The organism is Chitinophaga niabensis (genome assembly GCF_039545795.1).
Classification (GTDB): domain Bacteria; phylum Bacteroidota; class Bacteroidia; order Chitinophagales; family Chitinophagaceae; genus Chitinophaga; species Chitinophaga niabensis_B.
Genome location: NZ_CP154260.1, coordinates 7,200,001 through 7,201,998 on the forward strand (window position 1 = coordinate 7,200,001; position 1,998 = coordinate 7,201,998).

2 rRNA genes (1 of these 2 only partly in view) are annotated in these 1,998 nt (G+C 47.3%); both read left to right on the top strand.

The features are described 5' to 3' along the window. Positions 1–1,740: ribosomal RNA gene (locus AAHN97_RS28945) — 23S ribosomal RNA — on the top strand; it begins 1,143 nt to the left of the window's first position. 91 nt (positions 1,741–1,831) lie between these two features. Further along, positions 1,832–1,943 (top strand): 5S ribosomal RNA (gene rrf / locus AAHN97_RS28950). Positions 1,944–1,998: the final 55 nt, after the last annotated feature.

Here is a 1,998-nt window from a genome sequence, read left to right on the forward strand (position 1 = left end):
TTTGGGCACGGAAAATAATCGGGCATCAAACATACCACCGAAGCTTTAGGATCCCCACTAGGTGGGTGATCGGTAGGGGAGCATTCTGTACTGCATTGAAGGTGTACTGCGAGGTATGCTGGAGCGTACAGAAAAGAAAATGTAGGCATAAGTAACGATAAAAAAGATGAAAAATCTTTTCGCCGTAAGACTAAGGGTTCCTGATCAACGCTAATCGGATCAGGGTTAGTCGGGTCCTTAGGCAAAGCCGAAAGGCGTAGCTGATGGCAAACTGGTGAATATTCCAGTACCTGCTATAATTTCGATGGGGTAACGGAGTAGTGAAAGGACTGCGCATCCACGGATGTATGCGTTAAAGGGAGTAGGTATATTTTGAGTAGGAAAATCCGCTCGAGATGCTGAACCTGATAGTACAACAAAGCTTCGGCAGCGTTGATAATGTCCCTAATCAGACTTCCAAGAAAAACCTCTAAGGTTAGGTTATAGCAGCCCGTACCGTAAACCGACACAGGTAGTCGAGGAGAATATCCTAAGGCGCTCGAGTGATCCGTGGTAAAGGAACTAGGCAAATTGACGCTGTAACTTCGGGATAAGGCGTGCCACAGTGATGTGGCCTCAGTAAAATGGTACAACCAACTGTTTAACAAAAACACAGGGCCCTGCAAAATCGAAAGATGACGTATAGAGCCTGATACCTGCCCGGTGCTGGAAGGTTAAGGAAGGATGTTCGGAGTAATCCAAAGCTTCTGACTGAAGCCCCAGTAAACGGCGGCCGTAACTATAACGGTCCTAAGGTAGCGAAATTCCTTGTCGGGTAAGTTCCGACCTGCACGAATGGTCTAATGAGTTGTACACTGTCTCTACCACGAGCTCGGTGAAATTGTAGTATCGGTGAAGATGCCGGTTAATCGCAACGGGACGGAAAGACCCCGTGAACCTTCACTACAACTTAACATTGATTTTGAATGCCAGATGTGTAGGATAGTTGGGAGACTATGAAGCAGCTTCGCCAGGAGTTGTGGAGTCATCGTTGAAATACCAACCTTCTGTTATTTAGAGTCTAACTCCTGTAAGGGAGGACATTGTTTGGTGGGTAGTTTGACTGGGGTGGTCGCCTCCTAAAAAGTAACGGAGGCTTGCAAAGGTACCCTCAGTACGGTTGGTAATCGTACGTAGAGCGCATTAGTATAAGGGTGCTTGACTGTGAGGCAAACAAGCCGAGCAGGAGCGAAAGCTGGCTAAAGTGATCCGGTGGTTCTGTATGGAAGGGCCATCGCTCAAAGGATAAAAGGTACTCCGGGGATAACAGGCTGATCTCACCCAAGAGCTCATATCGACGGTGAGGTTTGGCACCTCGATGTCGGTTCGTCACATCCTGGGGCTGGAGAAGGTCCCAAGGGTTCGGCTGTTCGCCGATTAAAGTGGCACGTGAACTGGGTTCAGAACGTCGCAAGACAGTTCGGTCCCTATCTGTTGTGATCGTTAGTAAATTGAGAGGACATGACCTTAGTACGAGAGGACCGGGTCGTACGTACCGCTGGTGTATCTGTTGTGCCGCCAGGTGCAGTGCAGAGTAGCTATGTACGGGCAAGATAAACGCTGAAAGCATCTAAGCGTGAAACTTACCTCGAGATGAGTTTACTTTTAAGGGCCGTCGGAGACTACGACGTTGATAGGCTACAGGTGTAAGGATAGTAATATCGAAGCCGAGTAGTACTAATTGCCCGTAAGCTTTAATTTTATTATTCGTTCCCTGCTCTGCAAAGAGCATTGTTTTACAACTTCCCAATATGTAAATTATTGTCGTCAAGACTAGAGATATACAAGATCTTATGGTGGTTTTGCCGAGGGTGTTCACCTCTTCCCATTCCGAACAGAGAAGTTAAGCCCCTCATGGCCAATGGTACTGCACTATCATGCGGGAGAGTAGGTAGCTGCCATATTTATTTAAAGAGTCCTCCGTTGTATTACGGAGGACTTTTTTATCCTCTACTCCCA